Raw genomic sequence first — 25,705 nt, forward strand, 5'->3', positions numbered from 1 at the left:
GCCGCCGGGGGCCCGACCCCGGAAACATGCGGATGGGGCGCCCGGCGGTCCCGGATTCTCCTGCGTTGTGTCGTCAAGCCGGCCTCAGTGCGCGAGCGCGTAGCCGCGGAACGCCTCGGCGACGCCCTGGTTCACGATCTCGCCGCCGCGCACGTTGAGGCCCTTGGCGAGGGCCGGGTCGGCGGCGGCCGCGTCGTCCCAGCCGCGGTCGGCGATCGCGGCGATGTACGGCAGCGTCACGTTCGTGAGCGCGCGGGTCGAGGTCTCGGGGACCGCGCCCGGCATGTTCGCGACGCAGTAATACAGCGACCGGTGCACGGCGAAGGTGGGGTCGTCGTGCGTGGTGGGGTGCGAGCCCTCGAAGCATCCGCCCTGGTCGATCGCGATGTCGACGAGCACGGAGCCGGGCTTCATGTCGGCGACCATGTCGCGCGTCACGAGCTTGGGAGCCGCGGCGCCGGGGATGAGCACCGAGCCGATCACGAGGTCGGCGTCGGCGACCGCCTCCGCGATCGCGAACCGCGTGGACGCGCGCGTCTGCAGCGCGCCGCCGTAGCGGCGCTCGAGCTCGCGCAGGCGGGGGAGCGAGACGTCCAAGACCACGACCTCCGCGCCCAGCCCGAGCGCGTTCGCCGCCGCGTGCTCGCCCGCCACGCCGCCGCCGATCACGACGACCTTCGCGCGGGGGGTGCCGGCCACGCCGCCCATCAGGATGCCGCGCCCGCCCTGCGCCCGCATGAGCGAGTAGGCGCCGACCGTGATGGACAGGCGCCCGGCGACCTCGCTCATGGGCACGAGCAGCGGCAGCGACCGGTCGGGCAGCTGCACGGTCTCGTAGGCGACCGCGGTGGTGCCGGCGTCGACGAGGGCCTGCGTGAGCGGCGCATCGGCGGCCAGGTGCAGGTAGGCGAAGAGGGTGAGGTCGGGGCGCAGGTGCCCGTACTCCTCGGCGATCGGCTCCTTGACCTTCACCAGCAGCTCGGCGTCGCCCCACACGTCCGCGGCGTCGGGCACGATCCGCGCGCCCGCGGCGGCGAAGTCGGAGTCCGCGATGCGCGAGCCCGCTCCCGCCCCCGCCTGCACCAGGACGTCGTGGCCGCGGTGCACGAGGGCGTCCACGCCGGCCGGGGTGATGGCGACGCGGTTCTCGTTGTTCTTGATCTCGGTCGGGATGCCGATCCGCATGGCTCTCTCCTTCGAAGCGCGGTCGTGGGTCTTCCCTCAGGATGGCAATTCCTTCGTCGCTTCCCCATATCGTGCGAGGATCATTCGTGAAATTACCGCGACAGAGGGAGGATCCCGCATCATGAGCCCCGCACGGACCCCCGAGTCGAAGAATCTGCGACCTGCCGAGCTGGACGAGCTCGACGAGCGGATGATCGAGATCCTCGAGCGGGACGGCCGGATCACGAACGCCGACCTCGCGGCGGCGCTCGACATCGCGCCGTCCACCGCGCACGCCCGGATGCGCTCGCTGATCGACCGGGGCGTGATCCGGGGCTTCCACGCGAGCGTCGACCACAACCGCCTCGGCCGGGGACTGCAGGCGATCATCGGCGTGACGCTGCGGCCGGGCTCGCGGCACGACGCGATCGTGCAGTTCGCCGACGAGGTGCGCCGCCTGCCCGAGGTGCTGCAGCTGTTCTTCGTCGGCGGCGTCGACGACTTCCTCGTCCACATCGCGGTCGAGGGATCGAGCGACGTGCGGCGCTTCGTGGTCGATCACCTGTCGGCCCAGCAGTCCGTCGCGTCGACGCGCACCAGCATCATCTTCGAGTACCACCGCAACGCCGTGGCGGCGCCGTTCCGCTGATGCGGCCGCATCCGGCGATGGGACCCGCTCCGGAGGTCGGACACGAGGACTGAGCGGATTGCACCATCCCGCTGAGCAGATCGCGACTCTGTTTCGTCATATTTCGTGAGATCTGACATCACGTGTGCGGCGACGTACCGTGGGTGAGCCCCCGTGATCCGGGGTGAACATCCACTGAAGGAGCAACATGTCCCACGATCGCCGTGCCCTCGCCCGCCCCGTTCGCGCGCTCGCACCCCTGGCGGCCCTGGGCATGATGGCCCTCGCGGGCTGCGCCGCGGGAGGCGCCGACGAGGCCGCCCTCGGCACCGAGGAGAACCCGGTCCAGCTCGGCGTGGTCGGTGCCAGCGAGCCCTACTGGTCGGTGTACGAGGAGGCCGTCGAGGCCGAGGGCATCGCCCTCGAGATCGTCGACTTCACCGAGTACACGCAGCCGAACCCGGCGCTCAGCGAGGGCGAGCTGGACATCAACCAGTTCCAGCACATCCAGTACCTCGCCGAGTACAACGAGTCCTCGGGCGACGACCTGCAGCCGATCGGCGCCACCGCGATCTACCCGCTGGGCCTGTACTCCGACAAGTACGACTCGGTCGAGGAGATCCCGGACGGCGAGACCGTCGTGGTCCCCAACGACACCACCAACCAGGCGCGCGGCCTGCTCGTGCTGCAGTCGGCCGGCCTGATCGCGCTCGAGGACGGCGGCAGCTCGCTGTCGACGGTCGACGACATCATCGAGGACGAGTCCCGCGTGCAGGTGAACGCGGTCGACGCGGCCATCACCGTGACGTCGCTGCCGGATGTCGCCGCCGCGATCGTCAACAACGACTTCCTCGGCAACGCGGGCCTCACGGCCGAGGACGCGATCGCGTCCGACGACCCGTCCGACCCGACCGCCCTGCCGTACGTCAACATCTTCGCCGTGCGCGCGGACGACATCGACGACGAGGTCCTGAACCAGCTCGTCGAGATCTACCAGTCGACGCAGGAGGTGCTCGACGGCGTGCAGGAGTCGGCCGGCGGCACCGCGGTCTTCGCGACCACGCCGAAGGACGAGCTGCAGACCGCCCTCGCCGACGTGCAGGAGACCATCGCGGCGCAGTGACCGATGCGGGCGCGTGCGGGATCATGATCCTGCACGCGCCCCGTCGTGTCCGGCCGGATTCGCGAGGAACCATGCCCCACATCCGCATCACCGACGTCACCAAGACCTACCCCGCGCAGCGCCGCGGGGACCGCGCCGTGACGGCCGTCGACAGCGTCAGCCTGGACATCGAGCGCGGGGACGTGTTCGGCGTGATCGGGTACTCCGGCGCCGGCAAGTCGACGCTCGTCCGCCTCATCAACGGGCTCGAACCCGTGACCTCCGGCTCGATCGAGGTCGACGGCGTCGACGTGACGAAGCTGCCCGAGCGCCGGCTGCGCGAGGTGCGGCAGGGGATCGGCATGATCTTCCAGCGCTTCAACCTGCTGCGTTCGCGCACCATCCGCGACAACGTCGCGTACCCGCTCGAGGTGGCCGGATGGCCCCGCGCGAAGCGCGCCGCGCGCGTGGCCGAGCTGCTCGACTTCGTCGGCCTCTCGGACAAGGCGGGCGCCTACCCGGAGCAGCTGTCGGGCGGACAGCAGCAGCGCGTGGGCATCGCCCGAGCGCTCGCGGCGGAGCCGGGCATCCTGCTCGCCGACGAGGCGACCAGCGCGCTCGACCCCGAGACGACCGACGAGGTGCTCGACCTGCTCGCGCGAGTCAACCGCGAGCTCGGCGTCACGATCGTCGTGATCACGCACGAGATGGATGTGATCGCCCGCATCGCGAACAAGGTCGCCGTCATGGAGGGCGGCCGGGTCGTCGAATCCGGGCCGACGTATGACGTCTTCACGGCGCCGACGTCCGACACCGCGCGCCGCTTCGTGCGCACGGTCGTCCGCGCCCTGCCCGACGGCGACGCGCTCGCCGCGCTGCGCGCGCAGCACGAGGGGCGCTTCTTCACGATCTCGTTCACCGACCAGGGCGCGTCCGACGCGCGGGTGTTCGGGGCGCTGGCCCGGGCCGGCATCGACTTCCAGCTCGTCCACGGCGGCGTCGACGACATCCAGGGCCGCGTCTACGGCCTGCTCACGATCGCGGTCCGCGGCGACGACGCGGCCCTGCGCGAGGCGCTGGCCGGCATCGGCCCCGGCGTGACGATCACCGAGGTGCCGGATGCCGGGCCCGCGGGGAACGGGGTGGCGGCGTGAACGATCTCCTCGACCGCCTGTCACAGGTCGGCCCCGACCTGTTCGAGCAGACCGGCATCACCCTCTGGCTCGTCGCGGCGGCGCTCGTGCTCGGCGGCCTGGGCGGTCTCGTGATCGGCACGGCCATCACGGTGACGCGACGCGGCGCGATCCTCGAGCAGCCTGTCGTGTACTGGATCCTGAACGCGCTCGTGAACACGTTCCGGCCGATCCCGTTCATCATCTTCCTCGTCGCGCTGCAGCCGCTGGCCCGGATCGTGGTGGGCAAGGGCATCGGCAACGAGGCGATCATCTTCACCCTGTCGCTCGCGGCGACCTTCGGGATCGCCCGCATCGTCGAGCAGAACCTCGTGACGGTCGACCCCGGCGTGATCGAGGCGGCGCGCTCGGCCGGCGCGAGCCCGTGGCGGATCATCCGCACGGTCATCCTGCCCGAGGGGCTCGGCCCGATCGTGCTCGGCTACACCTTCGCGACCGTCGCGCTCATCGACATGTCCGCCGTCGCGGGCGTCGCGGGCGGCGAGGGCCTCGGCAACTACGCGCTCGCATACGGCTACCGACAGTTCGACGAGGTCGTGACGATCGCCGCGCTGGTGATCATCGTGATCATCACCCAGGTCGTCCAGGGCTTCGGCAACTGGCTGGCCCGCCGCATCCTGCGCCGCTGACGCGCGCCGGATGCGGCGGGAGCCGCCTCAGGCGGCGGGCTGCTGGCCGCTCGAGGCGTTGAGCATCCAGAACACCTCGAAGCGGTCCGTGAGCATGCCGAAGTGGTCGCCCCACGGCGCCTGCGCGTAGGGCTCGACCACGTTGCCGCCTTCGGCGAGCTTCTCGAACAGGCCCGCGAGCTCGTCGGGGTCGTCGCCGAACAGCGTCACGGTGACCCGCTGGCCGCCGTCGTACTCCATGCTCGACGGGGTGTCCGAGGCCATCAGCACGAAGCCGCTCTCGAGGTCGAGCTGGCCGTGCATGACCTTGGCGTGGTCCTCCTCGGCCAGGCCGGGGTGGGGCATGTCGCCCATCTTCATGATGTTCAGCGAGCCGCCGAGCACCGACTGGTAGAACTCCAGCGCCGCCGCCGCGTTGTCGCGGAACGAGATATACGGAGCGACCTTGAAGCCCATCGGGGATCCTCTCTTCGCCGGGCCGGATGCCCGGATCCAGAACCGAGGATCCCACCCGCCGCCGACATCCGGCACCCCGGACGATCGGAGGTCGCGGCACCAGGAGAAAGCCGCGAGGCGAGGAGATCCGGATCCGGATCGTCCTCGCCTCGCGGAGAAGTCCTTGCGTCGCGACGCGGCCGAGCGGCTCAGTCGGTGCCGGAGTCGAACGCCGCGGACTCGCTGGACGCCTCGACGGCCTCCGCGAACTCCTCCTCGCCGAGGCCCGCGGGCGCGGCGGCCTGCGTGATCTCGCCGGCGGCGCCCGACTCGAGCGCGCCGACCAGCTCGGCGGTCGGTCCGCCGATCAGGCCCATGCCCGCGTACTGCTCGAGGCGCGTGCGCGAGTCGGCGATGTCGAGGTTGCGCATCGTGAGCTGACCGATCCGGTCCGTCGGGCCGAACGCGGCGTCGCCGACGCGCTCCATCGACAGCTTCTCGGGCGAGTACGACAGCGCCGGGCCGCTCGTGTCGAGGATCGTGTAGTCCTCGCCGCGGCGCAGGCGCAGCGTGACCGAGCCGGTGATGGCCGATCCGACCCACTTCTGGATCGACTCGCGCAGCATGAACGACTGCGGCTCGAGCCAGCGACCCTCGTACATCAGGCGGCCGAGGCGGCGTCCCTGCTCGTGGTAGGTCGCGAGCGTGTCCTCGTTCAGGATGCCGTTGACCAGGCGCTCGTAGGCGATGAACAGCAGCGCCATGCCAGGGGCCTCGTAGATGCCGCGCGACTTGGCCTCGATGATGCGGTTCTCGATCTGGTCGCTCATGCCCAGGCCGTGGCGGCCGCCGATCGCGTTGGCCTCCTTGACGAGCGCGACGGCATCCGCGAACTCGGTGCCGTTGATCGCGACCGGGCGGCCGGCCTCGAACGTGATCGTGACGTCCTCGGCGGCGATCTCGACCGACGGATCCCAGAACCGCACGCCCATGATCGGCTCGACGGTCTCGAGCGAGACGTTCAGCTCCTCGAGTGTCTTCGCCTCGTGCGTCGCGCCCCAGATGTTGGCGTCGGTCGAGTAGGCCTTCTCGGCGCTGTCGCGGTACGGGAAGCCGTGCGCGACGAGCCACTCGCTCATCTCCTTGCGGCCGCCGAGCTCGGTCACGAAGGTCGCGTCGAGCCACGGCTTGTAGATGCGCAGGCGCGGGTTCGCGAGCAGGCCGTAGCGGTAGAACCGCTCGATGTCGTTGCCCTTGTAGGTCGAGCCGTCGCCCCAGATCTCGACGCCGTCCTCGCGCATCGCGCGCACCAGCAGCGTGCCGGTCACGGCGCGGCCGAGCGGCGTCGTGTTGAAGTACGTGCGGCCACCGGAGCGGATGTGGAAGGCGCCGCACGCGAGTGCGCCCAGACCCTCCTCGACCAGCATGGGCTTGCAGTCGATCAGACGCGAGGCCTCGGCGCCGTAGTTCAGCGCGCGGCCGGGGATCGACTCGATGTCGTCCTCGTCGTACTGGCCGAGGTCGCCCGTGTAGGTGAACGGGATCGCGCCCTTGTCGCGCATCCACGCGACGGCCACGGAGGTGTCGAGACCCCCGGAGAAGGCGATGCCGACGCGCTCGCCGACGGGCAGGGACTCGAGGACCTTCGACATGGCCTCAATCCTATGGCTTCGCCGGGATCTCCCCCGCCGAGTCGCCCGTCGCGGGCGCTGTACGGCAAGCTGTGAGCATGGAGTTCGCGCTCGAGTTCACCCCGGATCTCGCCATCGTCTTCGTCACCCTGTTCGTCCTCGAGGTGGTGCTCGGCGTCGACAACGTGATCTTCATCTCGATCCTCGCGTCCAAGCTTCCGCCCGAGCAGCAGGCCAAGGCGCGCAACCTCGGCCTCACCCTCGCGATGCTCATGCGGGTGCTCCTGGTGCTGTTCGCCGGATGGATCATCACGCTCGAGGAGAACCTGTTCCACATCGGCGAGATGGGCTTCTCGGGCCGCGAGCTCATCCTCCTCGCGGGTGGCCTCTTCCTCCTGTACAAGGCGGTCAAGGAGATCCACCACCGCCTCGAGGGCGACGACGACCACGGCTCGGCGGTCGGCGGCAGGGCCACCTTCGGCGCCGTGCTGGCCCAGATCCTCGCTCTCGACCTGGTGTTCTCGCTCGACTCGGTGATCACCGCGGTCGGAATGACCTCGAACATGCTCGTCATCATCACGGTCGTGGTGCTGTCGTTCGGCCTCATGCTGTTCGCCGCGAAGCACATCTTCACGTTCGTGAACAAGCACCCCACCGTGAAGATGCTCGCCCTGGCGTTCCTGATGCTGATCGGCGTCTTCCTCGTCGCCGAGGGTTTCGGCGTCCACATCGACAAGGTCCTGATCTACGGCCCGATGGCGTTCGCCATCCTGGTGGAGGGCCTCAACCTCGTCGCGGCGGCCCGCAAGCGCAAGCGCACTGGTCAGGCCTCCGAGCCGGTGCACCTCCACTCGGGCTACACCCCCGAGGAGGAGGCGCAGGCGACCTCCGACGCCAAGGGCTGAGCGGAGCCCGCCCCTCAGCGCCGGGCGCGCATCACCAGATGATGCCGCCGCCGGCCGAGATGCCGGCCCACGTGAGCGCCACGAAGATGCCGGCGAACACGACGGGCGCGATGCCCTTGCCCTGACGGCTGAGGCCCTTCAGCAGGGCGATCACGGCGAGCACGGCGGCGACCAGCGAGAGCCCGCCGCCGAGGATCAGCCCGATGAACAGCGGGATGGGCATGAGCACCAGTCCCGCGAGGCCCACCCAGAAGGCGGCCCAGGCGGTGCGGTTCGAGGACGACGTGTTCACGGAGCACATGTGTCCATCATGCGGCTTGGCGCGCGCCGATGGGCGCGATCGCCGCGCGGCGGCGGCCGATCGCGACGACCGCCCAGGCCACCAGGGCGATCGCGGCGGCGATGCCGACCACGTACAGCGCCACGCCCAGCGCGCCGCCGGTGGTGGGCGAGTGCGGGTCGAGGAACGGGTACGGGTACCACCACGCGTTGCCGGTCGCGGGCGCCACGACCGTGTTCGCCCGCAGCATCGTGTATCCGACCCAGGCGAGCGGGAAGACAAGGATGGTCGCGATCGCGCCCCAGCCGAGCGCGCGCCGGCGCGGGGCGATCAGCAGGTCGGCGAGCAGCGCGACGGGGCCGATCACGTGCAGGATCTCGTTCGACCACGGCACCGTCGCCCCCTGCGGCAGCTGAACCCCGCGCAGCAGCAGGTTGTAGACGATGCCCGTGACGATCATGTACGTCGTCACGCTCGCCAGCAGCATCGCCAGCCACTGCGGATCGCGGTCGGCGGTCGCGGCGCGCCAGGTCCAGACCGCCGCGACCAGCAGCACGACCGCCGAGGCCACGTTGGACTCGATCGTGAAGAAGCTGAAGAAGTTCGCCGCCACGGTCGGCAGATGGGAGCCGTGCGGCGTCTCCATCGCGGCGGCGTTCGACAGCGTGCGCTGCAGCTGCGCGAGCACGGCGATCAGGATGAGCGCCGCCACCGCGACGCGTGCGGCGGCCCACGCGCGATCGATCGGGGAGCGGGCGGGTTCGGCGACCGCGGGGGCGACGGCCTGCTGGGTCATGGCCACACCGTATCGCCCGCCGCGTCGGACGTCAGCCGCCGGGCAGCAGCTCGTACTCGGACATGCGGCGCTCGAACTCGTCCTCGTCGGCCTCGCTCAGGAGCCGCTCGGCGTAGAACATGATCTGCAGGCCCTCGAGCGGCTCTCCCGTGCGTGCGTGGTCGGCGTCGCGCGCCGTCCGCCACACGCCGGTCGCGTCGTGGGAGAGGTCCGTCATGGTGGCGTAGACCGCGACCAGGCCGTCGGGGCTCTCGCTGTACCACTCCCAGGTGACCTGGGTGCGGGGGTCGGCGCTGCCGTAGAACTTCTCCAGGATGCTCGGGTCCAGGCCCTGATCCGGGTCGTTGAACGCGATCATGCCCCACCAGTCGTGGGAGGCGAGCACGTCGTCGATCGTCCGCATGACCGCCAGCTTCCGGTCGTGGCCGCGGATCGGCTCGTTCGTCGCCGACACCTCGGAGCCGAACCGGACGAGCATCGACTCGCCGCCGTACCCGTTGCGCTCGGGGCGCAGGTCCTCGGGGAGCGGGTCGGCCCACGTGTACCCGTACTCGGCCGTGAGTCGATCCCGGATCTCGGCCGACAGGGCATCGGCGGTCGCCCGCACCTCCTCGAGGGACGGGCGGCCGAGGGTGTCCTCGAGGCGCTCGCCCTTCACGCCGGGGTGCTCCTCGAGGAACCGCTCCTCCTCGGTCCTCGTGCCCGCATAGCCGCCCTCCGCGGAGGTCCGCGTCGCGCTGAGCGCGCCGACCGTGCCCACGTTGATCAGCAGGACGAGCGCGAGCGACCATGCACCGAGCGTCCGCCCGCGCGCGGTCACCAGGGCGGCCACGACGAGCCCGACCACGAGGAGCTGGAACGCGAGGAACGTCGCGCCGTACAGCGCGTCCGTGGCGCCGAGCGCGAAGGCGAGGACCAGGGCGAGCGCGAACAGCCCGCTCGCGCCGAGCGCGATCCAGCCGAGCAGGCCCGGCCGGGGGCGGGGCGCGCGCGGCGGCGGTGGGATCGGGGCGGCCCCGGGCGCCGGCACGCGCCGCGCGCCGCGATACCCACCGGGCGGCGGCAGGGGAGGAGCGCCGTCCGACTTCACCACGTAGCGCGCCCCCGTGTGCGCGTCGGGCCGAGGCGCGGGGCGCTCCTGCTCGTTCACCATGGCCTGTCCGTCCCCGCGCCCGACTGACCGTCGTCTCCCGAGTTCTCTCGCTCGTCCTGTCCCTGCGTGAGCTTGTCCTCGAGCTCCTGCAGCTGCTCCTCGGAGGGCTGATCCGGTTGCTGCTCCTCTTCCGGCGGGTCCTCTCCCTCCCCGCCGCCGGAGGGAGGCGGCGGCTGCTGCTTCTCGAGCAGCCGCTCCTCCAGCTCGTCGATGCTCTGGTCGGCGCTGCGCTCCTCATCCGGCGATGCGGCGTCGGCCTCGGGCGTGTGGCACTCGGCCGGGGTGTCGGCCACGACCTCCAGGCCCTCGGTGTAGAACCGGGACGCGGCGGCCTCGTCGCCCGCCTGGCGGGCCGCGTCGCCCTGCCATTCGATCGTGATGCCGAGGTCGATCCACACGGCGCACGCCTCGAGCCCGGGCGCGAGCGGCAGCGCCTGCTCGAACAGCGCCCGGGCCTCCTCGAGCCGGCCGGACGCCGCGAGGGGCACGCCCGCGTCGTACGGCGCCTTGTACGGCTCGAACCAGTTCGCGACGCCCAGCACGCCCGCGGCCGCGATCGCGCCCTGGTGGTCGCCCGCGACGTACCCCGTGATCGTGCGGTGCGCCAGCGCGTACATCGAGAGGATCTTGACCGGCAGCAGCAGCGCGATCGCCGCGAGCGGCACCGCGATCCACAGCAGGATGCGCCGCAGCCGTGCGCGGCGCCGGTTCGCCGCGACGAGGTCGTCCGGGGTGGTCACGGCGCACCCCCTTCCGCGCGCCGGCCCGCGATCCGCAGGATGCCCGGGATGGCGCCCGCGAGCAGCGCCGCGTCCACGGCGAGCAGGCCCACGACCATCAGCGCCACGATCCAGGACAGGTCGGTCACGTCGCCCGTCGAGCCGGAGGGCTGCGTGGTCGTGGAGGTGGGCGCCGCCGGCAGCGACGGCTCCGTGCCGGGTGTGCGGTGCTGGTATTCGACGCCGAGGTCCGCGGCGATCGTGCGCAGGGCGTCCTCGTCGATGCGCGAGAGCGCGGGCTCGTCTCCGTCCTGGATGTACTCGTCGGCGCCCTCGCCGAGCCCGCCCGTCTGCACCTTCATCCGGCCGCCCTCTGCCGTGCCGTAGCCGAAGACGGCGCCGCCGTCGACGAGCTCGCCGCCGCCGCGGAGCGACTCGGGCTGCGACGCGGCGGTCTGCTCGCCGTCTCCGAGGTAGAAGACCATGCGTGAACGCTCGGACGACGCCGCAGCGTTCCGCAGGGTCTCCTCGAGCAGGTCGGCCGCGATCCCGATCGAGCTGCCGCGCGAGTTCTGCGTGGGCTCGGGGCGCAGCACCTCCATGGCCGAGCGCAGCGCGGCCGTGTCGGTCGTGAGCGGCAGGCGCAGCTCGGCCGACGCGTCGAACGTGATCAGGGCGAACCGCGCGCCGGGGTACTCCGCGACCAGCGCCGCGACGTCCTCACGCACGCCGTCCAGGCGCGGGGCGCCGTCGGCCCAGTCCTCGGCCACGATGCTCGCGGTGCTGTCGACCAGGATCACAACGTCGGTGTCGGTCGTCAGGGTCTGCAACTGCCCGCCCGGGATGCCCGGGCGCAGCGCGAGCACGAGGCACGCCAGCACGGTCACGGTGCGCACGATCCAGGCGGTGCGCGTGCGGCCGTCCGGCGCGGTGACGACGCACCGGACCGTCACGAACAGGCCCGCGGCGGCGATCAGGATCAGCAGCAGCGGATGCAGGACGGGCTGGAGGACGAGGTTCACAGGCGCGCCCTCCACATCAGCGCGGCGCCGCCCAGCACGGCCGCGAGCAGCACGACGATCCACACGTCCGGCACGTCGCGCCACACGACCTGCGCCTCGCCGCGCAGCGCGGTCGCCGCCTCCTCCTGCACCTCGTCGATGATCTCGCCCACGGTCGTCGCGCCGCGCAGTGCGTACGCCTGCCCGCCCGTGGCCTCGGCCGCCGCGATCAGCTCCGCACTGGCCCGCGCGTCCTTGCCCTCGACCGGGTTGAGTGCGAACACGCGCACGCCCGCGGAGGCGGCGTAGGCCGCGGCCTCGTCGAGCGTGACCACGCCGGCGCCGAACACCTCGTTGTCGGTCGCGAGGATGATCGTCCGCGACCGCTCGTCGTCGCGGTGGTCGAACCGCAGAGCGCACGCCGCGAGGCCATCGCCGATCAGCGAGGCGCCCGCGCCGTTGAGCGTGCCCGCCCAGTGCTCGGGGATCTCGCTCCTGTGGTCGTCGAAGCTCGCCCTGATCGTGGCGAGGTGGGCGCGCACGAACGCGTAGTCGTCCGTGAGGGGGAAGACCTGCACGGGCGAGCTGTTGAAGATCGTGAGCCCGATGCGCTCGCCCTCGAAGCCGTCGACCAGCTCCTCGAACACCTCGATGACCTCGACGTCGACCTCGCTCATCGAGCCCGACACGTCGAGGCACAGCATGATGTCGCGGCTCGTGTCGACCGGCTGGATGGTCTGCGCCGCGAGAGGCCGGGCCGCGACCACCCCGGCCACGCCGGCGGCCGCGACGAGAAGCCCGAGCGCTCCCGCGACCGCGGCGGCGCGGCGCCGCGTGGCGCGCACGACGCTGGGGAGCTCACGCAGCCGCTCGGCGCGCGCGACCGGCAGGGCGTCGCCGCCCGACGCCCCGCCGCGTCGGGCGAGCAGCACGCCGAGCCCGATCGCGGCGCCCACGATGAGCACCGCGACGGCGATGAGCCACGGGGTCGCGAGGTGCATCGGGATCAGTGCCATTCGGCCACCACCCTGCGCGCCGCCGCGGCGCCCGCGAGCGGATCGATCGCGGGCCCGCGCCCGAAGATGCTCGGGTAGTAGTGGCGGCGCAGCGCGTCCACGAGGCTCGGCTGCACGCCGCGCGCGACCAGGTCGTCGAGCGCCAGCACGGGCGCCTCCAGGCCGCTGTATTCGTTCACGAAGCGGCGGGTCAGGCGGCTGAGCTCGAGGTTGGCCCGCCGCGCATCCAGCTCGTGGGCGCGGTACGCCCGCTCGATCTCGTCGATGTCCGCGAGGTACTCGTGGCGCAGCTGCGCGACCGCGTCGAGCACGCTGGGGGCCGGCTCCCCGGCCTCGCGCCTCGGCCGGCGCTGCCGCGTGAGGAACAGGATCAGCCAGAACGCCAGGATCACCAGGGCGATCACCCCGAACGCCAGCAGCATCCAGCCGGGCGCGTACTGCACGGGCGGGTACAGCTCGTCAGGCTCCGACATGCGCCCTCCGGCTGAGCATGCGCAGCAGCGCCGGCACGGCGTCGTCCTGCGACGCGAGCTCGGCGTGGCTGATCTCGAGGGCCGTCAGCACTTCGGCGCGCCGCGCGTCCGCCGCCGCACGCTCGGCGGCGAGCTCGGTCGCGATCGCGGGGTCGCCGTGCAGGAAGTCGGGCACGCGCCAGCCGCTGTCCACGTCGCGGCGCCCGTCGCGGCCCGCGCGCGAGCGGATCGGATCCGCATCCCGCAGCGTGAGCCACACCAGGTCGTGCTGCGTGCGCAGCCGGCGCAGCAGCCGCTCCGTCTCGGCCGTGACCGGCGCCTCGTCCGTGACGACCACCACGATCATCCGGCGCGCGATCGTGCGCGCCACGAAGTCGAGCAGGCGCTCGCGCGCGCTCGCCGCATCCGCGTCGCGGATGGCGCCGTCGATCGCGCGCAGCGCGTGCTCGAGCGCGCCCTCGCTCCTCTTGGGAGGCAGGCGCCGCACCCGCGCGGCGTCGCCGAAGACGACCGAGAAGTCGTCGTGCCGCAGCGTGAGCATGCCGAGCGCGCCGACGGCCAGCACCGCGAGCTCGCGCTTGGACCGCTCGTCGCCCGCCAGTGCGCCCATCGCCCGGCCCGTGTCGACCACGAACAGCACGGTGTGCGCGCGGATGGCGCGCGTGCGCTTGACGAGCAGCGTGCCCAGCCGCGCCGTGGCCCGCCAGTCGATGTCGCGCACCTCGTCGCCGTGCTCGTACTTGCGCAGGTCCTCGAAGTCGTTGCTGCGGCCGCGCAGCAGCGATGCGTACGCGCCGTCGAGCGCGTGCATCGACTTCTTCGTGGCGTGGATGAAGAGCTTGCTCTTCACGCGCGTGATGAGGGTGGTCATGGGGTCGCCGTGATCGGGGCGGGGCCTCAGGGCGTCGGGACGGCCGCGAAGATCTGGTCGATGATGTGCTCGCTGCGCACCCCGTCGGCCTCTGCCTCGAAGTTCAGCAGCACGCGGTGCCGCAGCACCAGGTGGCGCAGGCTCCGGATGTCCTCCGGCAGCACGTGCGGGCGGCCGTTCAGCAGCGCCAGCGCGCGCGAGGCCTGCAGGAACGCGATGGAGGCGCGAGGGCTCGCGCCGTACTTGATGTACCGCGCCTGCTCCTCGCCGATGTACGGCGCCGCGTTCCGCGTCACGTACGCGATGCCGACGATGTAGTTGCGGATCGCGGGGGAGACGTGGATGCGACTCGCGACGTCCTGCAGCAGATGCACGTCGTCGAGCGTGACCGATGTGTGGACGTGGCGCTCGGGATCCAGCACGCCCGAGTCGATCCGCGCGAGGATCTCGAACTCCTCCTGCGGGCTCGGGTACTCCACGATCTCCTTGAGCAGGAAGCGGTCCATCTGCGCCTCGGGCAGCTCGTACGTGCCCTCCTGCTCGATCGGGTTCTGCGTGGCGATCACGAGGAACGGCTTGGGCAGGCGGTGCACCTCGCCGCCGATCGTGGTCTGGTGCTCCTGCATCGCCTCGAGCATCGCGCTCTGGGTCTTGGCGCTGGAGCGGTTGATCTCGTCGAGCAGCACGAAGTTCGCGTGCACGGGGCCGAGCACCGTGCGGAACGAGCCGGTGCTGGCGTCGTACACCTGGTTGCCCGTGATGTCGCTCGGCAGCAGGTCGGGCGTGCACTGGATGCGCTTGAACTGCGCGTCGACCGTGTCGGCGAGCGTCGACGCCGCGGTCGTCTTGGCCAGGCCCGGCACGCTCTCGAGCAGGATGTGCCCGCCCGCGATCAGGCCGATCAGCAGGCTCGTACGCAGCCGCTCCTGGCCGACCATCTTGGAGGAGTACGACTCGGAGATGACGCGCAGCACCTCGGTCGCGCGGCGCATCTCGTCGGCGCTCGGTCCGGCGGTCTGCTGCGTCGAGACCTGCTGATCCATGCTTCCCCCTTCACGGACGGGGCATCGGTCGCCCGCGACCGTCCCCCGGCGGTCAGCCTAGTGCGCGCCCGCCCCGCCCGGAGGGCCCGGTCCGCGGGTGGTTCTGCCCTCGCCGGTAGACTGGCCGAGGCCCAGAACGCAGCCCGACAACCGGGAGAGAGGTCGTGGGCAAACCGAGCCGTCGGCTCGTGCACAAGACAAGGGGAAACCCATGCCGGGAATCGTGATCGTCGGCGTCCAGTGGGGCGACGAGGGCAAGGGCAAGGCCACCGACCTCCTCGGGGACCGCACCGACTGGGTCGTCAAGTTCAACGGCGGCAACAACGCCGGCCACACCGTCGTGATCGGCGACGAGAAGTACGCGCTCCACCTGCTGCCGTCGGGCATCCTGTCGCCCGGCGTGACGCCCGTGATCGGCAACGGAGTGGTCATCGACCTCGAGGTGCTGTTCGCCGAGCTCGACGCGCTGTCGGCCCGCGGCATCGACGTGTCGAAGCTCAAGGTGAGCGCCAACGCGCACATCATCACGCACTACCACCGCACGCTCGACAAGGTCACGGAGCGCTTCCTCGGCAAGCGCCAGATCGGCACCACGGGCCGCGGCATCGGCCCGGCCTACGCCGACAAGATCAACCGCGTCGGCATCCGCGTGCAGGACCTGTTCGACGAGTCGATCCTGCGCCAGAAGATCGAGGGCGCGCTCGACCAGAAGAACCACCTGCTGGTGAAGGTGTTCAACCGCCGCGCGATCACGTGCGACGAGATCCTCGAGGACCTGCTGTCGTACGCCGACCGCATCAAGCCGATGGTCGCCGACACCGGCCTGCTGCTGAACGAGGCGCTCGACGCCGGCGACGTGGTGGTGTTCGAGGGCGGCCAGGCCACGATGCTGGACGTCGACCACGGCACGTACCCGTTCGTCACGTCGTCGTCCGCGACGGCGGGCGGCGCCTCGACCGGATCGGGCGTGGGCCCCGGCCGCCTCGACCGCATCGTCGGCATCGTGAAGGCCTACACGACGCGCGTCGGCTCGGGCCCGTTCCCGACCGAGCTGTTCGACGAGCAGGGCGACTGGCTGCGCAAGCGCGGCTTCGAGTTCGGCACCACGACCGGCCGGCCGCGCCGCGTCGGCTGGTACGACGCCCCCATCACGCGCTACGCCACGCGCGTGAACGGCATCACCGACCTCGTGCTGACCAAGCTGGACATCCTGACCGGGCTCGATGAGATCCCCGTGTGCGTGGCCTACGACGTCGACGGCACCCGCTTCGACGAGCTGCCCGTGAACCAGACCGACTTCCACCACGCCAAGCCGATCCTGGAGATGTTCCCCGGATGGCAGGAGGACATCTCGACGGCGCGCACGTTCGAGGACCTGCCCCAGAACGCGCAGGACTACGTGCTCGCGCTCGAGAAGATGAGCGGCACCCGCATCTCGGTGATCGGCGTGGGCCCCGCCCGCGACGCCGTGATCGTGCGTCACGACCTCCTGGACTGACGCGAGAGCACCGACGGAGGGCCCGGCCGATCGGCCGGGCCCTCCGTCGCTCCCGGGCGGCGCCGGCCTCGGCTGATCGCGGGCGCCCGACTCTGCGAGGATCGAGCGCATGAGGTTCTGGATCGGGGCGCGCGGCGCCGACATGAAGTCCGAGGCGCGCGGCATCATGGCCGGCACGGCCGGCGAGCCCGACTCGCCGCTCGCGAGCGGACCGCTGGGTCTCGTCGGCGACGCGGTCGAGGCGCTCTCGCCGACGTGGCTCGCCGCGCATCCGTCGCTCGACGTCGTGTATGCGGCGCTCGAGGGGGAGGGGCGCGTCGCCGCGTTCCGCCGCACGGGAGAGGCGACCCTCGCCCCGCTCGGCTCGCCGGTCGAGGCGGGGGAGACGGTGTGCCACGTCAGCGTCGCGCCCGACGGGTCGCACCTGATCGCGGCGGCGTGGGGGGACGGCACCGTGACGCACGTCGCGCTCGACGGGGCCGGGCGCCTCGGCGCGCGCACCGAGGCGGAGCCGTCCGCCGACCCGTACGACGGCGGGGCGCCCCGCCAGGCTCCCGACGCCGCGGCGCTGGTCGCGGAGCAGGGCGGCGTCGCCGACCTCCGTGCGCTGGTCGACCGCGGCGCCGACGCGTCGCAGCTGGCCGCGATGCTCGCGGGATCCACCCCGACCCCGGCGATCGGCGCGGACGCCGGGCTCGACGAGATCCTCGCCCTGTTGGGGCAGTCGAAGAACCCGTTCGACGACCCCGCCGTGCGCGACATCCTGCGCGGTGCGGCGCAGGAACCGGCGTCGCCGCTGGCGGGGGCCGTGGACCTCGGCGGCGCGGTCGGCGCTCCGGACGAGCCCCGCACGCCCCGCGCCCACTGCTCCGTGTTCCTGCCGCGCGGGCTCGTCGCGACCACCGACCTGGGCTACGACCTCGTAAGGTTCTGGCGCACGTCGCCGCGCGGTCTGAAGCTCGACCACGAGGTCGCGCTGCCGCTCGGCACGGGGCCGCGGCACATGGTGCTGCATCCGAGCGGGCACCTGTACGTCGTGACCGAGTACACGTGCGAGGTCTTCGTGCTCTCGCCCGGGCCGGACGGGAGGTGGGCGCTGCGCTCGGGACTGGCGGCCTCGCCGGGGTCGCTTCCCGGCGACACCGCCGCGGAGCTCGCCCGCTCGCGCGACGGCGGGTTCCTGTACGCCGGCCTGCGCGGCAGCGACACGATCGCCGTGCTGCGCGTGCGCGGCGAGGGCGATCGCCTCGAGCAGGTCGCGCTCGCCGAGTCGGGCGTGCGCAAGCCGCGCCACCACGTGGTCGTGCGCGACACCGTCCTCGTGGCCGGCCAGGGGTCGGACGAGGTGGTCTCGCTGGCGGTCGACGAGCGCACCGGCGTGCCCGGCCGCGTCCGGCACCGCCTCGCGGTCCCGACGCCGCAGCACATCCTGCCGGTCCGGTAGCCCGCTCTCCCGACACGACGCAGGACCTGCGCCGGATCCCGGGCGTGTTCCGGGGCCGTGCGGCCGGAAACGCCGATCATGGCACTGAGGTCCTGCATTGTGTCAGGCAGGAGCGACCCCGCGGCCCCGGTAATCTCGACGCATGACCGACGCCGACGCGACCGAGACGCCCGAGCAGACCCTGCAGCGCCTGCGGGCCAGCATCGACAACATCGACGCCGCGCTCGTCTATCTGCTCGCCGAGCGGTTCCGCGCCACGCAGCAGGTCGGGCAGCTCAAGGCCCGGCACGCGATGCCGGCGTCGGATCCGGGCCGCGAGGAGCAGCAGGTCGCCCGCCTCCGAACGCTGGCCGAGGCCGCGCACCTCGACCCCGAGTTCGCCGAGAAGTGGTTCAACTTCGTGGTGGCCGAGGTCATCCGGCACCACGTCGCGGCCGGCGCCGAGGAGAACGAACGCCCCTGACGCGACGGCGTCCGCCTCCCTCGGGAGGCGGACGCCACCGTGGTCAGACCGTCGCGCGCCGCAGCGTGAGGTACGAGCCGCCGCCCAGAAGCAGGATCACGGGGATGGCCCAGAGCGCCACGCCGAGCGATCCGGCGGTCGCGAACCACTGGAAGACGGTGTCCCACGCACTCAGGCGCCCCACGACGTAGAGGCCGCCGATCGCGACCAGCCCCAGCGAGAACAGCACGATCGTGAGAACCGTCGCCCCCCACCGCTTGAAGATCGTCGCCCCCCAGAAGCCGATCACGAAGAAGAACATGGTGGTGATGAACATCACGATCCACGCGGCCCACCACCCCGGCGCCCACACCGCAGGCAGGTAGCTGAGGTAGGCGTTCACCCCGTAGCCGTCGGTGGCCCGCTCGACGAGACCGAGCAGCACGAAGAGGGTGGCGAGCATCCCGCCGGTGAGGGCGGCGGCCACCACGGTGCCGAGGTAGAACTCGCGGCGGGTGAGGCTCATGGCCTGCGAGAACGGGAATGTCAGGGTCAGCGACGAGATCCCGACGTAGAGGAAGTACCACAGCGGCGCCTGTGCGCCCCCGCTGTACGTCGGGCCGTCCCCTGGGACCAGCGCGACGATCATGACGTTCAGCAGCACGGTGCCCGCGAGGATGATGAGCGGGACCCACAGGAACGTCTGCTTGTTCACGAACTGAAGGCGGACGACGTTGAGGATGCGACTGTTCACCGGTGGACCTCCTGGGTCTGCGAGACGGGCTGCCCGGCCGCGTGCTGCGTCCGGCGCACGATCAGCTGCTGCAGCGAGACGGGAGCGAGGTCGAGGCCCGCGGCTTCGACCTCGGCGCGCTCGGCGGCGCCCAGCGCGCCGAGCACGGTGACGGAGGCGACGCGGCCGAGCGACTCGCGGTGGATGACCTCGCGACCGCGCACGAAGTCGTCCACGGCGGCCGACGGTCCCACGACCGTCGCGGCGGCGTCGCGGGTCTCGTCGGTGGACTGGTCCATGATGATCCGCCCCCGGTCGATCACGAGCACCCGCTCGATGAGGTTCGCGACCTCGTCGATCAGGTGGCTGGAGAGCATCACCGTGCGCGGGTGCTCCGCGTAGTCGGCCAGCAGGCGATCGTAGAAGATCTGCCGCGCGACCGCGTCGAGGCCGAGGTACGGCTCGTCGAAGAACGTGATCTCGGCGCGCGACGCGATGCCGATGATGACGCCCACGGCCGACAGCTGCCCGCGGGACAGCTTCTTGATCGGGGTCCGGAGCGGCAGCTGGAAGTCGTCGACCAGGCGTTCGGCGAGCTCCTGATCCCAGTTCGGGAAGAACAGGCGCGCGGCGGCGAGGGCATGACGCGGGTGCGCATCATCCGGATACTTCTGGCTCTCGCGCACGAAGCACATCCGGCTCAGCACGCGGGCGTTCTCGTACGGCTCCTCGTCGAACACCCGGACCGACCCGGATGTCGGGAAGTTCTGGGCCGTGATGATCGACATCGCCGTCGTCTTGCCGGCGCCGTTGCGGCCGAGGAAGCCGTAGATGGTGTCCTTCCGGACGTCGAAGGTCACGTCATCCAGGGCCTTCTTGTCCTTGTAGCGCTTGGTGAGGCTCCTCACCTCGATGACGGCGGTCATGATTCCCTTCCCGTGGTCGACTGCGTGGAGCGCTCCCGGATGAGCGCGGCGAGGTCTTCGGCGTCGAGGCCGATCCTGCGGGCCTCGGCCAGGAGCGGGGCCACGAAGCGGTCGGCGAACGCGGACCGCCTCTCGCCCAGCAGCAGGTCGCGGGCGCCCTCGGCGACGAACATGCCGATGCCCCGCCGCTTGTGCAGCACGCCCTTGTCGGCGAGCATGGCGACCCCCTTCGCGGCCGTGGCCGGATTGATCCGGTAGAAGGCCGCGAGCTCGTTGGTGGACGGCGCCTGCGCCTGCTCGGTGAGGCTGCCATCCACGATGGAGTCCTCGATGTGCTCGGCGATCTGCACGAACAGCGGCTTGCCCTCTTCGATCAACGCGACGCTCCGGTTCTGTGGTTCATTACTCGACTAATGAACCACAGAACCGTTTGGGCGTCAACCCTCCGATGCGCCCGATCCGGGGTCGAGGGGCTCTAACCTGCTCACATGGCCCTTCACCGCTCCACAGTCGTGACGCCGCGCCGGATGTGAGCGCCATGAGCGACACAGCCCCCATCCCCCTGTCGCTGAGGGCCGCCACGCCGATCGACCTGACGATCGCCGAGGCGGCGGGGGATGCCGGGCGCTTCACCGACTACAGCGTGCCGGACGCGGGCATCCGCGCCCTGTACACGACCGACAGCATCTGGCAGTCGTGGCTGGACGTGGAGGTGGCGCTCGCGCGCGCCGAGGCCGAGGCGGGGATCGTGCCCGAGGAGGCCGCGCGGCGCATCGCGAAGGTGGGCCGGCTGTCGGCGCTCGATCGCGATCGGGTGATCGAGGGCATGCGCGCCCAGGGGCATCCGCTGGTGCCGCTGATCGAGGAGCTCGCCCACGCCGCGGGCGAGGGCGCCGGCGGCTGGGTGCACTGGGGCGCGACGAGCCAGAACATCATGCAGTCGGGGCACGCGATCCTGATCGGCCGCGCGCACCAGATCGTGAGCCGGCTCGTGCTCGACTGCCTCGCCGCGCTGGGCGATCTGGCCGAGCGGTCGGCGACCATGATCATGCCCGGGCGCACGCACGGTCAGCACGCCGTGCCGATCACGTTCGGCCTCAAGGTCGCGACGTGGATCGACGACCTGCTGCGAGGGCACGACCGCATCGAGCACGGCGTGAAGCCGTGCCTGCGCGTGATGATGGCCGGCGCGGTCGGCAGCTTCGCCTCGCTGGGAGAGGTCGGCCCGAAGGTGCAGCGCCGCGTCGCCGACCTGCTCGGGCTCGAGCCGATGCCGGTGCCGTCCCGGGCGCTGCTGTCGCCCCAGTCGGGCTACATCTCCGACCTCGCGATCGTCGCGGCGTCGTGCGGGCGCATCGCGATCGAGGTCGAGACCATGATGCAGACCGAGTTCGGCGAGGTCTCCGAGCCCGTGCCCGAGGGGTCGGTCGGCAGCTCGACCATGCCGCACAAGCGCAACCCGAAGCTGTCCGCGGACGTCCTGGACCTGGCGGCGCAGGTGCGCGCGAAGGCGCCCGAGGCGGTGGCCGCGATCATCCACCCGCACGAGGCGGACGGAGGGGCGACCGCCAAGCTCGACGCCGCCATGCAGGACAGCCTGATCGCGATGGGCGACCTGCTCATGCGCCTGAAGGTCATCCTCGAGGGGCTCGAGCTCTTCCCGAAGCGGATGCGCCGCAACCTCGAGCTGAGCGGGAACCTGATCGGATCGGAGGCCGTGATGCTCGCGCTCGGCGAGGAGATCGGCCGCGACGAGGCGCACCGGATCGTCTACGAGGCCGCCATGCGCTGCGCGACCGAGGGCGAGGACTTCGAGAGCCTCCTGATCTCCGACCCGCGGGTGACCCGCGCGCTGCCGCCCGTGCGCATCCGGCAGCTGCTGGATCCCGCCGGGCACGTGGGCCTCGCGCCGCAGATCGCGCGCGAGGCCGCCCGCCGCGCCCGCGACGCCGTCGCCGGGAGCTGAACGGCGAGGCCCCCGCGTCAGTGCAGGGTCGGGCGGTAGGTGAGCTCGACCGTTCGGGCGTCGAGGGTGTGCTGGGCGACGAGCTCGAGGTCGAAGTCGTCGGCGCCCGCGAAGACCGGGGCGTCGCCGTTGCGGCCCGTGAGGACGGGGAAGATCGTGACCTGCACGAAGTCGACCAGCCCCGCGTTCAGCAGCTCGCGGTTGAGCGACAGGCTGCCGTGGGAGCGCAGCGGCACGTCCGACTCCTCCTTGAGGCGGCGGACGACGTCGACCCCGTCTCCCGTCTCGACCGTGACGTCCGGCCAGTCGATCGGCGGGGTGAGCGTGCTCGAGATCACCGTGGCGGGCAGCTCGATCATCCGCAGACCCCACGCGTCCATCTCGGCCACCATGTCGGGGTCGGACCGGAAGCCGATGAACTGCCGGAGCGTCTCGGCGCCGAACACCATCCGCTGCGGCTGCTCGTAGAGGGCGAGCCGCCGCGCGAGCAGCTCGGGGCCCTGCTTGCCCCAGTAGCCGCCCCAGTCGCCCCCGCTGACGGACCCGAACCCGTCGAGGCTCGAGAACACGTCGAACGTGTAGGTGGTGGTCATGATGCCTCCGTTTCGCCCCCTCGTCAGGCTCCCGCTCCCGGGCGCGCGGATCAACGGGGTCGGTCAGTGGTGGTGCGCGTGACGGCCCAGCGTGTCGACCGGGACCGCGCCCGGTCGCGTCCACTGCGGCGCGGGGTGCGTGGTGCTGCGGTCGACGGGGCTGGCGCCCGTGTGGTCGGTCCGCCAGTACCAGCACGCCTCGCGGCCCTGGGGCCATCCGTCCGGCACGTCCTGCCACGCCTCGCGCCGGCCGTACGGCGTCATGTCCAGCAGCGCGAACATCGCGTCCATGGGCTCGGTGCCGCGTCCGGTGGTGTCATAGGTGAGGAACACGCGGTCGCCGTCGCGCAGGAAGACCGTGATGTGGCCCATCTCGCCGCCGAGCGGCTCGTCGAGGCCCCGCACCGAGTACCACGGCTGCTCGTAGCCCATGAAGTCGATGAAGGGCGCGACCTCGTCCCACGGCCCCTCGCACAGGATCGCGAACGAGACGCCGCGCGCCTCGAGGTAGACCGCGTCGCGCATCTGCCACGCCGACACCGTGCAGCCCTCGCACTGCCCCTGCAGCGGGGCGCCGTCGTGCCACATGTGGCGGTAGACGAGCAGCTCGTCGCGCCCCTGGAACAGCCGGATGAAGGGCACGGGCCCGTCGGGCCCGGTCACTTCGACCGTGCCGTCGATCTCGACCATCGGCAGGCGCCGCCGCGCCGCCGCGATCGCGTCGCCCTCGCGCGTGTGCGCCTTCTCGCGCGTCAGCAGCTCCGCCCGCGCGGCCTGCCATGTCGCCAGGTCGACGACGGGCGGCTTCCCGGCGCTCACGACGCGTCCTCCTGCTCCCAGGGAAGCGGCACGACCGGCAGGATGTACATCCGCCCGGCCACGGCGGTGGGGTGCGCGGCCATCAGGGCGGCGGCCTCGTCGATCGACTCGGCGGTGATCAGGTCGTAGCCCGCGAACCACTCCTTGAACTCGGGGAACGGCCCGTCCGTGATGAGCACCTCGCCGTCGCGCTTCACGACGGACTTCGCGCGCTCGGGGCCCGCCACGGGCGCGCCCGGGCCGAGGTGGGAGCCCGCGTCGTCGGCCCAGGCCGAGAGCATCCGCTGGTGCCGAACGCCGGATCCGCTCAGTCGGGGCTCGCAGGGTGGCAGATCCGCGCACGGCTGTCCAGGCTTGCGGCGCTGCTGGATCTGGTAGGAAGCGTGTGGTCGGCGCATCGAGAATCCCGGCGACGCCGGGTGATCCTATGAGGATCACTAACCAGGACTATTGTCGGGATTCGCATTTCGCGATCCACTGTGAAGGATGGAGCCGAAAGAGAGGGCAACACTATCTCCATCGAGGATGCAAGTGCTCATTGGGTTGGATCGGGGGCGGAGTCGACGATGCTGAACGAGATCGTCTGCATGGGTGCGGCGGCGTCACTCCCGGGCCCGCTCGTGAGCTGGTCGATCCCGATCGCCTCGAATGTACCCTCCGCGACGTCGAACCGCAGCACCCTCTCAGTGCCGTCGCGGCCCACATGGCTGAGGGTCGCGACATCGCCATCCACGGACGTCAAGGTGACCTCGGGAACCAGGCCCAACATCCGGAACATTGCCGCTCTCAGATCCGGCGGAGCAAGGCCCACCATGAGGAGGTCGTCGAACGACCCGAGGAGCCAGTCGTCGAAATACTGCTCGTCTCTCCCGCCCTCAGCCTCGTAGCGGTCGTGGTACCACTGCAGCAATTCGTGCGGATCGCGCGGCATGTCTTCATATGTGGCTTCCCACATGCTCACGGGCAGGTCGAGCAGCGCGGTTCGTCCGAGGAACTGTGACTTGCCGCCAGGGAGCGCGATCACTTGATTCGGTTCGGATTCTCCGATCCAGTGATCCTTTTCTGCGGCTGCCCGATCGCCGGCCTGCCCATATGAGGCGACGACAGATTCGGCGGGCCCTGTGTCGTATACCCAGTCGTCCGATCGATCCGCCGGTACGAACAGGACGCTTCCTTTCCGAAGGTGAATCGCGCCGTCGGCGGGTTCGGTCACCGGAACGAACGGATGGGTGTTCGGGTCGTCGTCGTCGGCCAAGGCGCTGCTCCAGCGCTCGACCCTCTCCCAGCTGCGGTCGACGCGCAGGTACTGGCCGGGCGCGAGCTGAGTGTCCTGCGCGCTGATTGTGGCGTCTGCGACCTGGTCGAGCACTTCGGCCGCGGTCGCCGCTTGGTCGGTCCAGAGCGGCACCAGAAGTGTCCCTGCCACGACCGCGCTGATCGCGGCAAGCCCCCCGGCGGCAACCTTGAAGCCCACCCATCTCTGAGTGGATTTGCGCTGCTCGCGTCCGATTTCTCGGAGCAACGCCTGACGCGCAGTGCCCAGCTGCGTTTCGTCGACGCGTGCCTCATCGGCGCGGATCTCACGCACGCGGTCCATTAGCGACATTGCGCTCCTCCTTTGCGATCGTGCTGGGGCGAGGTGTCGATGGGGGGGCTGCGGGCGCGAGCTTGCGGCGAACGCGGTTTAGCCGCGATCGGACTGTACCCACCGGGACTCCCATGGCGACGGCTACTTCTTCGTAGGTCAGGTCGCCCCATGCGTAAAGCAGCAACGTGTCTCGGTCTCTCGACGGTAGCGAGGCGATCCTTGGTTCCAGGCGGTGGACCGCAGCGGAGGCGTCAAGCCGCCCGTCCGCGTCTGCCGTGTCGGACCGAGGTAGGTTCCCGCTGGCGCCTGCAGCTCGCTCGAATGCCCGCCACTGGGCGGTTTCCGTGGCCCGATGTTTCCTGATCACGCGTGTTGCGATGCCCAACAACCACGGCCGTGCTGAGTCCCAGCGACTATCGAACGCCGCCCGGCGCCGAAACCCCACGAGGAACGTGTCGCTGAGCACGTCTTCCGCGGCGTCGTGCCCCACGCGCCGCCGGGCGTACGCGCCGATCGCAGCGGCATGGCGCTCGAAGATCTCGTAGAAGACCGCAGGGCTCCTCACGGAGCGGGCGATGATCTCGGCGTCTGTGCTCACACTTGGTATTGCCCAGTTCTGCGGATTCGGTTCATGGAGAGTTAGTCTCGCGTGTTCGC

Annotated in this window: 29 protein-coding genes; 9 read left to right on the forward strand and 20 right to left on the reverse strand. The window is 71.2% G+C overall.

Annotated features, from left to right (window positions below; genetic code table 11):
- Window positions 1-84: 84 nt before the first annotated feature.
- Window positions 85-1,185: an alanine dehydrogenase gene (gene ald, locus ASD19_RS00395; RefSeq protein ID WP_055987694.1), complete on the reverse strand. Its 1,101-nt coding sequence runs from the start codon at window positions 1,183-1,185 to the stop codon at window positions 85-87.
- 121 nt (window positions 1,186-1,306) lie between these two features.
- Here ald and ASD19_RS00400 point away from each other — a divergent pair, with 121 nt between their 5' ends.
- From ASD19_RS00400 to ASD19_RS00415, 4 genes are all read left to right on the forward strand, one after another.
- The gene (locus ASD19_RS00400; protein ID WP_055987696.1) at window positions 1,307-1,813 is read left to right on the forward strand and encodes an Lrp/AsnC family transcriptional regulator; all 507 of its coding nucleotides are present in this window, start codon (window positions 1,307-1,309) and stop codon (window positions 1,811-1,813) included.
- A gap of 187 nt (window positions 1,814-2,000) precedes the next feature.
- On the forward strand, window positions 2,001-2,915 hold the full coding sequence (locus ASD19_RS00405) for a MetQ/NlpA family ABC transporter substrate-binding protein (protein WP_055987698.1): 915 nt from the start codon (window positions 2,001-2,003) through the stop codon (window positions 2,913-2,915).
- Between the two features lie 71 nt (window positions 2,916-2,986).
- On the forward strand, window positions 2,987-4,048 hold the full coding sequence (locus tag ASD19_RS00410) for a methionine ABC transporter ATP-binding protein (protein WP_055987699.1): 1,062 nt from the start codon (window positions 2,987-2,989) through the stop codon (window positions 4,046-4,048).
- On the forward strand, window positions 4,045-4,716 hold the full coding sequence (locus ASD19_RS00415; RefSeq protein WP_082542868.1) for a methionine ABC transporter permease: 672 nt from the start codon (window positions 4,045-4,047) through the stop codon (window positions 4,714-4,716). The genes ASD19_RS00410 and ASD19_RS00415 overlap by 4 nt, the downstream gene beginning before the upstream one ends.
- A 27-nt stretch (window positions 4,717-4,743) precedes the next feature.
- Here ASD19_RS00415 and ASD19_RS00420 read toward each other — a convergent pair whose 3' ends face one another.
- Both ASD19_RS00420 and argG read right to left on the reverse strand, forming a co-directional pair.
- Window positions 4,744-5,172, reverse strand: coding sequence for a VOC family protein (locus ASD19_RS00420; protein ID WP_055987701.1), 429 nt, complete (start codon window positions 5,170-5,172; stop codon window positions 4,744-4,746).
- Between the two features lie 188 nt (window positions 5,173-5,360).
- Window positions 5,361-6,803, reverse strand: coding sequence for an argininosuccinate synthase (gene argG, locus ASD19_RS00425; protein ID WP_055987703.1), 1,443 nt, complete (start codon window positions 6,801-6,803; stop codon window positions 5,361-5,363).
- Window positions 6,804-6,880: 77 nt separating this feature from the next.
- Between argG and ASD19_RS00430 the strand changes: the two genes are divergently transcribed.
- The gene (locus ASD19_RS00430; protein ID WP_055987705.1) at window positions 6,881-7,687 is read left to right on the forward strand and encodes a TerC family protein; all 807 of its coding nucleotides are present in this window, start codon (window positions 6,881-6,883) and stop codon (window positions 7,685-7,687) included.
- Between the two features lie 31 nt (window positions 7,688-7,718).
- On the opposite strand, the gene ASD19_RS00435 is transcribed toward ASD19_RS00430, so the two are convergent.
- Genes ASD19_RS00435 through ASD19_RS00475 form a run of 9 tightly spaced genes read right to left on the reverse strand, consistent with a single transcriptional unit; the run spans window position 7,719 to window position 15,039 of the window.
- Entirely contained in the window at window positions 7,719-7,988 is a 270-nt protein-coding gene (locus ASD19_RS00435) for a hypothetical protein (protein ID WP_055987707.1), read from the reverse strand.
- 7 nt (window positions 7,989-7,995) lie between these two features.
- Window positions 7,996-8,763, reverse strand: coding sequence for a Pr6Pr family membrane protein (locus tag ASD19_RS00440; protein WP_200941027.1), 768 nt, complete (start codon window positions 8,761-8,763; stop codon window positions 7,996-7,998).
- A 31-nt stretch (window positions 8,764-8,794) separates the two neighbouring features.
- The gene (locus ASD19_RS00445) at window positions 8,795-9,916 is read right to left on the reverse strand and encodes a hypothetical protein (protein ID WP_055987709.1); all 1,122 of its coding nucleotides are present in this window, start codon (window positions 9,914-9,916) and stop codon (window positions 8,795-8,797) included.
- Complete coding sequence (locus tag ASD19_RS00450; RefSeq protein ID WP_055987711.1) at window positions 9,910-10,656, reverse strand: hypothetical protein; 747 nt, start codon at window positions 10,654-10,656, stop codon at window positions 9,910-9,912. The genes ASD19_RS00445 and ASD19_RS00450 overlap by 7 nt, the downstream gene beginning before the upstream one ends.
- A complete protein-coding gene (locus ASD19_RS00455) occupies window positions 10,653-11,657 on the reverse strand; it encodes a vWA domain-containing protein (protein WP_055987714.1) in 1,005 nt (334 codons plus the stop codon). The genes ASD19_RS00450 and ASD19_RS00455 overlap by 4 nt, the downstream gene beginning before the upstream one ends.
- A complete protein-coding gene (locus ASD19_RS00460) occupies window positions 11,654-12,652 on the reverse strand; it encodes a VWA domain-containing protein (protein ID WP_235562925.1) in 999 nt (332 codons plus the stop codon). Before ASD19_RS00460 ends, ASD19_RS00455 begins: the two co-directional genes overlap by 4 nt.
- Window positions 12,643-13,125: a hypothetical protein gene (locus ASD19_RS00465; RefSeq protein ID WP_055987716.1), complete on the reverse strand. Its 483-nt coding sequence runs from the start codon at window positions 13,123-13,125 to the stop codon at window positions 12,643-12,645. Before ASD19_RS00465 ends, ASD19_RS00460 begins: the two co-directional genes overlap by 10 nt.
- Window positions 13,112-13,996: a DUF58 domain-containing protein gene (locus tag ASD19_RS00470; protein WP_055987717.1), complete on the reverse strand. Its 885-nt coding sequence runs from the start codon at window positions 13,994-13,996 to the stop codon at window positions 13,112-13,114. Before ASD19_RS00470 ends, ASD19_RS00465 begins: the two co-directional genes overlap by 14 nt.
- 26 nt (window positions 13,997-14,022) lie before the next feature.
- Window positions 14,023-15,039 (reverse strand): AAA family ATPase, encoded by a 1,017-nt coding sequence (locus ASD19_RS00475; RefSeq protein WP_055987720.1) that lies wholly within the window; start codon window positions 15,037-15,039, stop codon window positions 14,023-14,025.
- 211 nt (window positions 15,040-15,250) lie between these two features.
- On the opposite strand from ASD19_RS00475, the gene ASD19_RS00480 reads away from it, so the two are divergent.
- The 3 genes from ASD19_RS00480 (at window position 15,251) to ASD19_RS00490 (ending at window position 18,444) form a co-directional block, all read left to right on the forward strand.
- A complete protein-coding gene (locus ASD19_RS00480; RefSeq protein WP_055987721.1) occupies window positions 15,251-16,537 on the forward strand; it encodes an adenylosuccinate synthase in 1,287 nt (428 codons plus the stop codon).
- Window positions 16,538-16,646: 109 nt separating this feature from the next.
- A complete protein-coding gene (locus tag ASD19_RS00485) occupies window positions 16,647-17,981 on the forward strand; it encodes a lactonase family protein (protein WP_055987723.1) in 1,335 nt (444 codons plus the stop codon).
- A gap of 142 nt (window positions 17,982-18,123) precedes the next feature.
- A complete protein-coding gene (locus ASD19_RS00490) occupies window positions 18,124-18,444 on the forward strand; it encodes a chorismate mutase (protein ID WP_055987725.1) in 321 nt (106 codons plus the stop codon).
- A gap of 43 nt (window positions 18,445-18,487) precedes the next feature.
- Here ASD19_RS00490 and ASD19_RS00495 read toward each other — a convergent pair whose 3' ends face one another.
- From ASD19_RS00495 to ASD19_RS00505, 3 genes are read right to left on the reverse strand one after another with little or no spacing between them, the layout of a single operon-like run.
- Window positions 18,488-19,177, reverse strand: a complete 690-nt coding sequence (locus ASD19_RS00495; protein WP_055987727.1) for a hypothetical protein — start codon at window positions 19,175-19,177, stop codon at window positions 18,488-18,490.
- Window positions 19,174-20,082: an ABC transporter ATP-binding protein gene (locus tag ASD19_RS00500; protein ID WP_055987729.1), complete on the reverse strand. Its 909-nt coding sequence runs from the start codon at window positions 20,080-20,082 to the stop codon at window positions 19,174-19,176. The genes ASD19_RS00495 and ASD19_RS00500 overlap by 4 nt, the downstream gene beginning before the upstream one ends.
- Window positions 20,079-20,459: a GntR family transcriptional regulator gene (locus ASD19_RS00505; RefSeq protein ID WP_055987731.1), complete on the reverse strand. Its 381-nt coding sequence runs from the start codon at window positions 20,457-20,459 to the stop codon at window positions 20,079-20,081. The genes ASD19_RS00500 and ASD19_RS00505 overlap by 4 nt, the downstream gene beginning before the upstream one ends.
- Before the next feature lie 161 nt (window positions 20,460-20,620).
- On the opposite strand from ASD19_RS00505, the gene ASD19_RS00510 reads away from it, so the two are divergent.
- Window positions 20,621-22,048 carry a lyase family protein gene (locus tag ASD19_RS00510; protein ID WP_055987733.1) on the forward strand — a complete coding sequence of 476 codons (1,428 nt, stop codon included), beginning with the start codon at window positions 20,621-20,623 and terminating at the stop codon, window positions 22,046-22,048.
- A gap of 17 nt (window positions 22,049-22,065) precedes the next feature.
- Here ASD19_RS00510 and ASD19_RS00515 read toward each other — a convergent pair whose 3' ends face one another.
- From ASD19_RS00515 to ASD19_RS13840, 5 genes are all read right to left on the reverse strand, one after another.
- Entirely contained in the window at window positions 22,066-22,641 is a 576-nt protein-coding gene (locus ASD19_RS00515; protein WP_055987734.1) for a dihydrofolate reductase family protein, read from the reverse strand.
- A gap of 63 nt (window positions 22,642-22,704) precedes the next feature.
- A complete protein-coding gene (locus ASD19_RS00520; RefSeq protein ID WP_235562926.1) occupies window positions 22,705-23,460 on the reverse strand; it encodes a DUF899 family protein in 756 nt (251 codons plus the stop codon).
- The gene (locus ASD19_RS00525) at window positions 23,457-23,741 is read right to left on the reverse strand and encodes a YciI family protein (RefSeq protein WP_055987737.1); all 285 of its coding nucleotides are present in this window, start codon (window positions 23,739-23,741) and stop codon (window positions 23,457-23,459) included. The genes ASD19_RS00520 and ASD19_RS00525 overlap by 4 nt, the downstream gene beginning before the upstream one ends.
- Before the next feature lie 254 nt (window positions 23,742-23,995).
- Window positions 23,996-25,066, reverse strand: a complete 1,071-nt coding sequence (locus tag ASD19_RS00530) for a hypothetical protein (RefSeq protein WP_055987740.1) — start codon at window positions 25,064-25,066, stop codon at window positions 23,996-23,998.
- A complete protein-coding gene (locus tag ASD19_RS13840) occupies window positions 25,041-25,646 on the reverse strand; it encodes an RNA polymerase sigma factor (RefSeq protein WP_082542871.1) in 606 nt (201 codons plus the stop codon). The genes ASD19_RS00530 and ASD19_RS13840 overlap by 26 nt, the downstream gene beginning before the upstream one ends.
- Window positions 25,647-25,705: the final 59 nt, after the last annotated feature.

It is taken from the genome of Microbacterium sp. Root53 (assembly GCF_001426925.1).
GTDB lineage: Bacteria > Actinomycetota > Actinomycetes > Actinomycetales > Microbacteriaceae > Microbacterium.

Bases quoted from the DNA above. Each gene is read 5' to 3' on its own strand.
- ald (WP_055987694.1), bottom strand. From the start codon at position 1,185: ATGCGGATCGGCATCCCGACCGAGATCAAGAACAACGAGAACCGCGTC.
- ASD19_RS00400 (WP_055987696.1), top strand. From the start codon at position 1,307: ATGAGCCCCGCACGGACCCCCGAGTCGAAGAATCTGCGACCTGCCGAG.
- ASD19_RS00405 (WP_055987698.1), top strand. From the start codon at position 2,001: ATGTCCCACGATCGCCGTGCCCTCGCCCGCCCCGTTCGCGCGCTCGCA.
- ASD19_RS00410 (WP_055987699.1), top strand. From the start codon at position 2,987: ATGCCCCACATCCGCATCACCGACGTCACCAAGACCTACCCCGCGCAG.
- ASD19_RS00420 (WP_055987701.1), bottom strand. From the start codon at position 5,172: ATGGGCTTCAAGGTCGCTCCGTATATCTCGTTCCGCGACAACGCGGCG.
- argG (WP_055987703.1), bottom strand. From the start codon at position 6,803: ATGTCGAAGGTCCTCGAGTCCCTGCCCGTCGGCGAGCGCGTCGGCATC.
- ASD19_RS00430 (WP_055987705.1), top strand. From the start codon at position 6,881: ATGGAGTTCGCGCTCGAGTTCACCCCGGATCTCGCCATCGTCTTCGTC.
- ASD19_RS00435 (WP_055987707.1), bottom strand. From the start codon at position 7,988: ATGTGCTCCGTGAACACGTCGTCCTCGAACCGCACCGCCTGGGCCGCC.
- ASD19_RS00440 (WP_200941027.1), bottom strand. From the start codon at position 8,763: ATGACCCAGCAGGCCGTCGCCCCCGCGGTCGCCGAACCCGCCCGCTCC.
- ASD19_RS00445 (WP_055987709.1), bottom strand. From the start codon at position 9,916: ATGGTGAACGAGCAGGAGCGCCCCGCGCCTCGGCCCGACGCGCACACG.
- ASD19_RS00460 (WP_235562925.1), bottom strand. From the start codon at position 12,652: ATGGCACTGATCCCGATGCACCTCGCGACCCCGTGGCTCATCGCCGTC.
- ASD19_RS00465 (WP_055987716.1), bottom strand. From the start codon at position 13,125: ATGTCGGAGCCTGACGAGCTGTACCCGCCCGTGCAGTACGCGCCCGGC.
- ASD19_RS00470 (WP_055987717.1), bottom strand. From the start codon at position 13,996: ATGACCACCCTCATCACGCGCGTGAAGAGCAAGCTCTTCATCCACGCC.
- ASD19_RS00475 (WP_055987720.1), bottom strand. From the start codon at position 15,039: ATGGATCAGCAGGTCTCGACGCAGCAGACCGCCGGACCGAGCGCCGAC.
- ASD19_RS00480 (WP_055987721.1), top strand. From the start codon at position 15,251: ATGCCGGGAATCGTGATCGTCGGCGTCCAGTGGGGCGACGAGGGCAAG.
- ASD19_RS00485 (WP_055987723.1), top strand. From the start codon at position 16,647: ATGAGGTTCTGGATCGGGGCGCGCGGCGCCGACATGAAGTCCGAGGCG.
- ASD19_RS00490 (WP_055987725.1), top strand. From the start codon at position 18,124: ATGACCGACGCCGACGCGACCGAGACGCCCGAGCAGACCCTGCAGCGC.
- ASD19_RS00500 (WP_055987729.1), bottom strand. From the start codon at position 20,082: ATGACCGCCGTCATCGAGGTGAGGAGCCTCACCAAGCGCTACAAGGAC.
- ASD19_RS00510 (WP_055987733.1), top strand. From the start codon at position 20,621: ATGAGCGACACAGCCCCCATCCCCCTGTCGCTGAGGGCCGCCACGCCG.
- ASD19_RS00515 (WP_055987734.1), bottom strand. From the start codon at position 22,641: ATGACCACCACCTACACGTTCGACGTGTTCTCGAGCCTCGACGGGTTC.
- ASD19_RS00525 (WP_055987737.1), bottom strand. From the start codon at position 23,741: ATGCTCTCGGCCTGGGCCGACGACGCGGGCTCCCACCTCGGCCCGGGC.
- ASD19_RS00530 (WP_055987740.1), bottom strand. From the start codon at position 25,066: ATGTCGCTAATGGACCGCGTGCGTGAGATCCGCGCCGATGAGGCACGC.